Consider the following 9,276-nt stretch of genomic DNA (forward strand, 5'->3'; position numbering starts at 1 on the left):
GCTGGAAATAGGTGAACTGGCTGACTTCCATCCCGTCGCACCAGACCTCCCAGCCAAGGCCCCATGCACCCAAGGTCGGGCTTTCCCAGTCATCCTCGACAAAACGAATGTCGTGGACCGCGGCATCGATGCCGATCGCCGCCAAAGAGCCAAGATAGAGATCCTGCAAGTCAGGCGGGCTGGGTTTGATCAGGACCTGATACTGATAATAGTGCTGCAAACGGTTCGGGTTCTCGCCATAGCGCCCGTCGGTGGGACGGCGCGAGGGCTGCACATAGGCCGCGGCCCATGCCTTGTCACCCAGCGCGCGCAAGGTCGTGGCCGGATGGAACGTGCCTGCGCCGACCTCCATGTCGTAAGGTTGCAGGATCGCACAACCCTTGGCTGCCCAGTATGTCTGAAGCCGCAGGATGATTTCCTGAAAACTGCGTGGTTTTTCCGCCATAGGGACCCTCTTCGCTTGCGCTGGTTGCATAGGCTTTGGCGTCGGGAGGGTCAATTAGGCAACGGGCGGGGAATTTCCTTTGTCAGGATGCTTGGGCATGTTTCACACGCCTTGCCTTTTTGTGCAGGCCGGATAACCCAATGGCACGAGACGATGAATTTTTCGAGGTCATTATGATGCTGCGCACCCACCTTGCCGCCCTGTTTGTGCTTTTTGGCACGTTGACGGCACAAGCACAGGAAAACTGGTGGGTGCAGATCGCCGCACGGCCAACCTTGGCCGAGGCGACGGATTTCGCCCGTAATGCGGCAGCACGCCTCAGCGGTGTGCACGGGTTCTATCTTGGCAACGGGTTCTACGCGATTGCCCTCGGCCCTTTCGACCGCGACGAAGCGGATCGTGCCCGCCTGCGCCTGCTGGCTACGGCGGCGATCCCGTCGGACAGCTACGTCACCAGCGGCGGCACGTTCGACCGCCAATTCTGGCCGATCGGCGGGGGGATTGCGGCGCCTGCGCCATTGCCCGCCCCGACCGAACCCTCTGCTTTGCCGGATGAAACGGTCTCGGAGGCGCGCAATTCGGAAAGCCGCCTCAGCCAGGGAGAGCGCGAAGAGTTGCAGCGCGCCCTGCAATGGGCGGGGTTCTACAATGCCAGCATCGACGGGGCCTTCGGGCGCGGAACACGTGCGGCCATGGAAGCCTGGCAGGTCGCGAATGCGATTGCACCGACGGGTATCCTGACCTCTCGCCAGCGCGCGATGCTGATCAGCGACTACAACGCGGTGCTGGAGGGACTGGGGCTTGCATTCGTTTCAGAGACCGAAACCGGCATCGGCATCCAGATCCCCACGGCAGCCGTCGCCTTCACCGAGTACCAGCCCCCCTTCGCCAAGTTCGAGGCTACCGGAGACGTCCCCGAGGCCCGTGTCCTGCTGATTTCCCAGCGCGGCGATCCTGACCAATTGCGCGGGCTTTATGAAATCATGCAGAGCCTCGATATTGTGCCGCTGGATGGGCCACGGACCATCAGCACCGACCGCTTTGTGATCGAGGGGGCCGACGCGCGCATCATCTCATACACCGAGGCGCGCCTGACAGGTGGTGCGATCAAGGGCTTCACGCTGGTCTGGCCCGCCGATGATCAGGCGACCCGTGACCGGCTTCTGGCGGAAATGCAGGCAAGCTTTACCCTGCTGGACGGCACCCTTGATCCGAATATCGTGCCTGTGTCCGAAGATCAGTCGGTCGACATGGTCGCAGGGCTGGCCATCCGGCAGCCGCAACTGTCGCGCTCGGGCTTCTATGTCTCTGGCGACGGGCGGGTGCTGACCACGGTCGAGGCGACAACAGGGTGCAGCCGGATCACCGTGGATCGTGAAACAGAAATGACGGTCGCGGCCAGTGACCCCACCAGCGGCCTGTCCCTGCTTGCGCCGCTGACACCGCAAACGCCCGGCGCATTCGCTCGTTTTGACGACAGCACCCCGCGCCTGCGCGACCGCGTCGCTGTCGCAGGTTTTCCCTATGGTGGCGTGCTGGCCGATCCGACACTGACCTTCGGCGAGATTGCCGACCTGCGCGATCTGACAGGCGATACCCGCCTGATGCGGCTCGAGATGACGACGCAAGCCTCTGATGCGGGCGGGCCCTTGCTGAACGGGCGGGCGCTTGTTTCGGGGATGCTGCTGCCGCGCGTCACCTCATCGGCGCAGGTCCTGCCGGAAAACGTGAGCTTTGCGCTGAAAGCCTCTGAAATCGTGGCGTTTCTCTCTGAAAGCGGCATTGCCGCGGAAACCCCCACTGACGTACCGCAAAGCTCGCCTGTCGCGGTCACCCGCCACGCCTCGGATATCGGCGTGCTGGTCAGCTGCTGGTAAGGGCGATATCCGCGCGCAAGCGGATCACGGTCGGCACGTCACGGGCAAAGGCCCGGGCCAGCGCGGGTGCCAGATCGGCCAACGTTGCGGGTTCATCCGCTGCCGCACCATAGGCCGCGGCCAGTTTCAGGAAATCGGGGTTGCGTTGCACCACCGCGTTGGGTGCGATCTGGGCGCGGATCATGCTGTCCTCGATCTCGCCCAGCTTGCCGTTGTCCCAGATGAGGATGGGCAGGTTGAGGCCCAGTTCCACGGCCACCGCCAGTTCCTGCACCGTATATTGAAACCCGTAGTCGCCGAGGATCGCGACAACGGGTTGCTTGCCCACCCCGACCTTGCCGCCGATAGCGGCAGGCAAGGCATACCCCAAGGTGCCGAAACCGTAGGGGTGATGCCAGTGGTTCGGGCGGTCCAGCGGATAGACCTCTTTCGCGGCATAGGCGAATTGGGTCATGTCCGAAAAGATCATCGTATCGGCGGGCAGCGCTGCCTTCAGCGCGTCAGCGACCGGCAGGATGCCCGGACGCTCGGCCGTGATCTGCGCCCGCATCCGCGCACTGAAAGCCGCGACTTCCGCCCTATCCCAGCCGGTTTTGGCGGGCTCGTCCGCCATCGGGGTCAGCACCTCAAGCAGATGCCCATATGCCCCGGCGCGGATCGCCATATCCGCCTGATGCCGGTCGGTCAGCACCTCGGGGTCAAGGTCGATACGCACCAGCTTCGCCCTGTGACCAAGTTGGTCACGCCAGAGGTCGACCTCGGACAGTTCGGTTCCCACCGCGATCACCAGATCAGCCGATCCGAGGATTTCGGCACTTTCAGCGCGGGCGAGCAATGACCCGAAGTTCAGCGGATAATCCGGCGAAATCCGCCCCCGACCGGCGTAGGTGGTCATGACGGCAGCCCCCATCGTCTGGACCAGCCGTGCCACCTGATCGCCGCCCGTCGTTGCCCCAAGGGTGACATGCGGGTGGCGGACAGACCCGCCGCCAAAGATGAACAGCGGACGATTGGAGGCGCGCAACCAGTCGCGCAAGGGTTCCAGCCGCGCAGGGTCTGCCGCCTCCACCAAGCCTGCGGACCATTCCGGTGCAGCGGGGGCCCCGGGGGCCTGCGATTCCAGAACGGAAATCGGCACCTGAATGTGCTTGGGGCGCGGGCGGCTTGTCCGGAATTCGCCCAAGGCGCGGTCGATCAGATGATAGGCCGCGTGGGCCGTTTTCGCCGTCACGGACCAGTCGCAGACCGCGGCCGCCGCCGCTTCCTGATCCTTCATCTGGTGCAACTGCCCGCGTGTGGCCGCCGTTTCATCCAGAACCGAAGACAGCACCAGCAGCGGCACCGAGTCCGAATAGGCCTGCCCCATCGGCGTCATGATGTTGCAAAGGCCCGGCCCCGAGATGACGTAAGCCACGCCGACCTTGCCGGTCGCGCGCGCATAGCCATCGGCCATGAAGCCCGCGCCTTGTTCGTGGCGGGCAAGGACATGCATGATCCCCGCCTCTTCGATCCCGCGATACATCTCTTGATTATGCACGCCGGGGATGCCGAAGATCGTCGCCACACCACGATCCTTCAGCATATGCGAGATTTGCGCGCCAAGCGGTCGGGTGGCCATGTCAGTTTCTCCAGAATTTGATCGACAGGATGGTGAGCACCACCATGACCTCGAGACGGCCGATGAACATGGCGATGGCGAGGATCCATTTTGCGGCATCGTTGATGTTCGCATAATTCCCTGCGGGACCGATCTCTTGTCCAAGGCCGGGGCCGATATTGGCCAGAGCAGCGGCCGCGCCCGAAACGGATGTGATGAAATCAAGGCCAGTCAGTCCAAGCAGGAGCGCCGTGATCCCAAGCGACACCATGAACGCGACAAGAAAGGCAATCACCGAGTTCAGGACATCATCGCTGATCGATCGTCCGTCATAGCGCGGCGTAAAGATACCATGGGGCGAGTGGATCTGCCGGATCTGGCTTTTGATCGCGGCGAAGACGATCTGGTAGCGAAACACCTTGACCGAACAAGAGGTCGATCCGGCGCAGCCGCCGATCAGCCCGACCCAGAAGAAGATGGCAACGGGAAAGGTGCCCCACTGCATGTAGTCGGCGCTGGAATAGCCGGTTCCCGACATGATCGAGGCCACGTTGAAAAGTGCCTCGCGGAAGGCGACTTCGCTCATCACGCCCTCGCGCCCCCAGACCCAAGCGGTGATCAAGAGCACGCAAATCATGAGAATGGCCATGAAGGCATGGATCTGGGTGTCCTGCCAGATGGGCCTCGCGGTTCCAGCCATCAATTGCACGAAGCGCACGAAGGGAAGCGCCGCGAGCACCATGAAGAGTGTTCCGACATAATGTGCTCCTGCGCCGAACGTGCCGAAGGACAGGTCGTAATTCGCCATCCCGCCCGTCGATACCGTGGTCATGGCATGCACAAGGGCGTCGAACCCGCCCATACCTGTAGCGATATAGCCAAGGGCGCAGGCAATGGTCAGGCCGACATAGATGACCGAAATGCGGCTGGCGATTTCGCCTGCGCGGGGCAGGATCTTGCCCATCGTGTCGAAAGCCTCGCTGCGGAAGATCTGCATGCCGCCGACCCTGAGTTCAGGCAGGAAGACCATCGCGACAACGACAATGCCGACCCCACCCAGCCATTGCAGTATCCCGCGCCAAAGCTTGAGCCCGTCCGGCAGCGCATCGATCCCGACGACGACCGTGGCACCGGTTGTCGTCAGTCCCGACATGGCCTCGAAGAAGGCGTCGGTGATCTCCATCTGGGTAGCGCCAAGCACAAAGGGGATCGCGCCGAAGAACGGCAGCATCAACCACACCAACGAGGTCAGCAGGAAGGTCTGTTGCAGGGACAGGCCCTGTGCGACACCGTTCGAACAGGCAAGGGCCATCAGACCGCCGATCACGACAGTGACGATCATGCTTTCGAGAAAGACAAACCAATGCCCGTTCCCCGCCGCAAGATCGATCAGAAGCGGACCAATCATCGTGATCCCGAGCGACGCCACAAGCAGACCGATCACATATCCAATTGGGCGCAAATCAAGCATGTTGCAGCGTTGGCCGGAGGCTTCGCCGCTGTCAAGGCACAGCCTTGAAAGCCCGCATTCGCGAAATAGCTTCACGATCATGTTTGAACCCTCCTACACCGCCGCCCTGTCGCGCCTTCAGGCCTTTGTGCCGAAGGCGGGGCGCGATTATGCCGCCATGCGGAACCATGATGACACGGCTCATGTCTCGACCCTGTCGCCCTACATCCGCCACAGGATCATCACCGAAGAGGACGTGCTTCGCGCCACCCTTGCCCGCCACAGCCCGCAAGCCGCCGAGAAATTCGTGCAAGAGGTGTTCTGGCGCACCTATTGGAAGGGCTGGCTGGAAATGCGGCCCTCGGTCTGGGCCAGCTATCGCGCTGATTTGCAGGCGGCCTTGAACCGTGTCCAGACGGAAAGCGGGCTGCGCAAAGAGTGGGAGGCCGCATGCAACGGCGAAACCGGGATCGATGCTTTCGACCACTGGGCGCGGCAATTGGTCGAGATGGGGTATCTGCACAATCACGCGCGGATGTGGTTCGCCTCGATCTGGATTTTCACCCTGCGCTTGCCGTGGGTGCTGGGCGCGGATTTCTTCATGCGGCATCTGCTGGACGGTGATCCGGCGTCCAACACCCTGTCATGGCGCTGGGTCGGTGGGTTGCAGACGGTGGGCAAGACCTATCTTGCGACGGCGGACAACATCGCGAAATACACCCAAGGCCGGTTCCGTCCCGATGGTCTGGCACAGTTTGTAGCCCCGCTTGACGGCCCGCCCCATCCGCCACGGGGGCCGCTGCCGGTGTCAGACCCACTTCCGCCTGTCGCATCCTCGGCCTTGCTAGTCACGGAAGAGGATATGTCGCTTGGCTGGCTGCTCGACCGGTATCAGCCGCAACGGACCGTGATCGTGCAGACCACGGCCGCGCGCAGCCCGCTGGAGGTCAGTGATCGCGTGACAGGCTTTGTCGCGGGCGCTTTGCAAGACGCCGCGGGACGCTTTGACGGCCGGCTTGGCGAGGTTGCATTCCTCGCGCCGGACAGGCTGGGGGATTGGTGCAAGGGGCAAAAGGTTGAGACGCTTGTGACCTCCTTCATCCCGACAGGTCCGACCCGGGATGCGCTGCAGGGGGTCGGCTTGTCCCGACAACTGCGGCCCTATGACAGCGCCGCCTGGCCGCACGCGACGCATGGGTTCTTCCGGTTCAAAGAGAAAATCCCCGCCCTTTTGGGGCAAATGCGCGGGATACGCGCCGCCTAGGCGAGCCACCTGCGATAGTCGCTGACCAGCAGATGTGTCGGGGCCGCGTCTTCTTCGATCGTCGCAAAGCGCCCGATCGGGTCACGGAAGATATTGTCGGTCTCGTCGTCGTTCACGGTCGACACCTCGCCGATCAGCACGTCACCGCCCTCGCCCCAGAAGGCATGCCAGTCACCGGGCATCAGGGTGACGCTTTCACCCGGGGCGAGCTTCAACTTTTCACCCGGACCGAAGGCGCGGCGGATGCCATCACACATCACGACACCGCCCGCCGTCTCGTCGAAATTGCCGTCCTGGTCCGAGCCGTAAAGCGCGACCACCAAAGTCGCGCCGCCGCGGTTGATGATGTCTTCGGCCTTGATGACATGGGTATGCATCGGTGAAAGCTGGTCTTGCTGCGAGATCAGCAGTTTTTCGGCGTAGCACATGCCGCCACCGCGTTGCAGATCGGCAAGGCGGCCGTTGCGCAGGGTGAAAAGAAACAGCCCCATTTCATCAAAGCGACCAGCGCCGTAATCGGTGATGTCCCAACCGCAACGGGCCTCGATCACGGCCTGAGCCTCCGTCGCACGCGCCTTGAATTCCTCCGGCGTCCAATAGGCCCAGGGCGGCAGAACGAAGCCGTAAGAGCGGATCATCTCGTCCGCTTCGGCCATGATGTCGTTGATGCGCGAGCGTTTCATCGCAGGGCTCCGTCAGGCGTTAGCGCAAACAGTTACCCCAAAGATCGACAGATGCAAGTTCGCTAAGCGGACTTGCGCAGCCCGCCTGCCCGCCAGTCCTGGCAGGCGGCACCGAAGGCTGCGAACAAGGGACGCGACACCGGATCATCCGCCGCCTTCCATTCAGGGTGCCATTGGACCGCCATGCTGAAGCCGGGGGCATCCTTGATGAAGATCGCCTCGGGCGTGCCATCGGGTGCGTGCCCGTCAATGACGATGCGCGGTCCGGGGTCCTTGATCCCCTGCCCGTGCAGCGTATTCGTCATCACCTTGCTGCTGCCAAACAGGCGATGGAAGGGGCCGCCTTCGGTGACCGTCACTTCGTGGCGCAAGGCGAATTGTTCCTCGATCGTGCCGTCGGGCGGCATCCGGTGGTTGTCGCGGCCGGGCAAGTCGCGGATTTCAGGGTATAGCGTCCCGCCCATCGCGACATTGATTTCCTGAAACCCAAGGCAGACGCCGAAGATCGGCTGGCCGCGCGCCACACAGGCGCGGATCAACGGCAAAGAGATCCTGTCACGGTTCGGCTGGAAGGTGCCATGCGCCTCGGTCGGTTCCTCGCCGTAGTTTTCCGGGTGAACATTCGGGCGCCCGCCGGGAAAGAAGAACCCGTCGAAATGCGCCATCAGGTCCGCGATGTCGATGTGATCGGGTTCCATCGGGACGATCACGGGCATGACACCCGACACGCGCGACAGGGCCTCGACGTTCATCGCGCCGGCGGCGTGGACTTCGTAACGATCATTGATCAGGTGGGTATTCGAGATCACCGCAACAACGGGACGCGCCATGGACAAACCTTTCCTTTGCGCGAGAAATAATGCGTTTCGCGCCCGCAGGAAAGACCCAAGGCGCGCACAGACCCGCTGTCGGGCCTGCACATGCCGCCGGATCGGGCGGCATGGCTAAATTTTGACGCAAGGTGTAGAAACGTCAGGCTTCGCCTGTCAGCCCCGCCGCCGCGATACCGGCAAGGGCTGCAATCACGTCGTTGTCCGACGTGTCGCCGGTGACCCCCACCGCACCGATCACCGCGCCGCGCTTGTCCTTGACCAGCACGCCACCCGGCACCGGCACGACCGCACCGCCATAGACACCGTTTACAGCCGCCATGAAATAAGCCTGCTGCTCGGCGCGCGCCATCTGCGCGGTGCCCGCCATCCCCAGCATGATCGACCCATAGGCCTTGCCATGGGCGATCCCGAAGCGACCGGGTGCAGAGCCATCGGCGCGTTCGAAGGCCTTCACATGCCCGCCCGAATCCAGAACCACCACGGAGAGCGGTTTGAACCCCATCTCTTCACCCTTGGCGAGCGCCTTGCGAATGATGGTGCGGGCTTTGTTGGCGGAAATCTCGGCCATGTTGTCTCTCCTGTCAGTGGTTGCGCTGTGCTTTCAGTTCCAGCCGGCGCTGGTGCAGCACGGGTTCGGTATAGCCCGAAGGCTGGACGCGGCCCTTGAAAACCAGATCGCAAGCGGCCTGAAAGGCGATGCCGTCGAAATCGGGGGCCATGGGACGATAGGCGGGATCGCCCGCGTTCTGTTCATCGACGACGACGGCCATCTTGCGCATCGCCTCCATCACCTGGTCTTCGCTGACCACATCGTGGTGCATCCAGTTGGCCAGCGCCTGGCTTGAGATCCGGCAGGTCGCGCGGTCTTCCATCAGGCCCACGTTGTTGATGTCGGGCACCTTGGAGCATCCCACACCCTGATCGATCCAGCGCACCACATAGCCGAGGATACCTTGCGCGTTGTTTTCCACCTCGCGCATCTTCTGCGCATCGGTCCAACGCTGGTATTGCGCCAGCGGGATATCGAGGATCGAGGACACATAGGCGCGCCGCCCGCCCTTGCGCAGCTTGCCCTGCACGGCCATGACATCGACCTTGTGATAGTGCAGCGCGTGCAGCGTCGCCGC

The 9,276-nt window shown here is 62.9% G+C and carries 8 protein-coding genes and 1 pseudogene; 2 read left to right on the plus strand and 7 right to left on the minus strand.

Annotation, left to right across the window (positions count from 1 at the left end; translation table 11 throughout):
• The coding region (locus tag V7N12_RS12515; protein WP_333714938.1) for a glycine--tRNA ligase subunit alpha at positions 1 to 445 on the minus strand (445 nt) is incomplete at its 3' end.
• Between the two features lie 140 nt (positions 446 to 585).
• Here V7N12_RS12515 and V7N12_RS12520 point away from each other — a divergent pair.
• Positions 586 to 2,322 (plus strand): peptidoglycan-binding protein, encoded by a 1,737-nt coding sequence (locus tag V7N12_RS12520; protein ID WP_333714939.1) that lies wholly within the window; start codon positions 586 to 588, stop codon positions 2,320 to 2,322.
• Here the strand turns inward: V7N12_RS12520 and V7N12_RS12525 are convergent.
• Positions 2,309 to 3,940 (minus strand): thiamine pyrophosphate-binding protein, encoded by a 1,632-nt coding sequence (locus V7N12_RS12525; protein ID WP_333714940.1) that lies wholly within the window; start codon positions 3,938 to 3,940, stop codon positions 2,309 to 2,311. The two genes, V7N12_RS12520 and V7N12_RS12525, sit on opposite strands and share 14 nt — an antisense overlap.
• A gap of 1 nt (position 3,941) precedes the next feature.
• Entirely contained in the window at positions 3,942 to 5,390 is a 1,449-nt protein-coding gene (locus V7N12_RS12530; RefSeq protein WP_333714941.1) for a TrkH family potassium uptake protein, read from the minus strand.
• Positions 5,391 to 5,469: 79 nt separating this feature from the next.
• Here V7N12_RS12530 and V7N12_RS12535 point away from each other — a divergent pair, with 79 nt between their 5' ends.
• The gene (locus V7N12_RS12535) at positions 5,470 to 6,633 is read left to right on the plus strand and encodes an FAD-binding domain-containing protein (protein ID WP_333714942.1); all 1,164 of its coding nucleotides are present in this window, start codon (positions 5,470 to 5,472) and stop codon (positions 6,631 to 6,633) included.
• Here V7N12_RS12535 and V7N12_RS12540 read toward each other — a convergent pair.
• The 4 genes and pseudogenes from V7N12_RS12540 to V7N12_RS12555 form a co-directional block, all read right to left on the minus strand.
• The gene (locus V7N12_RS12540) at positions 6,630 to 7,316 is read right to left on the minus strand and encodes a D-lyxose/D-mannose family sugar isomerase (RefSeq protein ID WP_333714943.1); all 687 of its coding nucleotides are present in this window, start codon (positions 7,314 to 7,316) and stop codon (positions 6,630 to 6,632) included. The two genes, V7N12_RS12535 and V7N12_RS12540, sit on opposite strands and share 4 nt — an antisense overlap.
• Before the next feature lie 62 nt (positions 7,317 to 7,378).
• Positions 7,379 to 8,146, minus strand: coding sequence for a gamma-glutamyl-gamma-aminobutyrate hydrolase family protein (locus V7N12_RS12545; RefSeq protein ID WP_333714944.1), 768 nt, complete (start codon positions 8,144 to 8,146; stop codon positions 7,379 to 7,381).
• Between the two features lie 142 nt (positions 8,147 to 8,288).
• Positions 8,289 to 8,717 (minus strand): GlcG/HbpS family heme-binding protein, encoded by a 429-nt coding sequence (locus V7N12_RS12550; protein ID WP_333714945.1) that lies wholly within the window; start codon positions 8,715 to 8,717, stop codon positions 8,289 to 8,291.
• Between the two features lie 13 nt (positions 8,718 to 8,730).
• A pseudogene (locus V7N12_RS12555) lies at positions 8,731 to 9,276 on the minus strand (malate synthase G); the annotation flags it as partial.

This window comes from Yoonia sp., assembly GCF_036770585.1.
In the GTDB taxonomy this organism is placed as follows: domain Bacteria; phylum Pseudomonadota; class Alphaproteobacteria; order Rhodobacterales; family Rhodobacteraceae; genus Yoonia.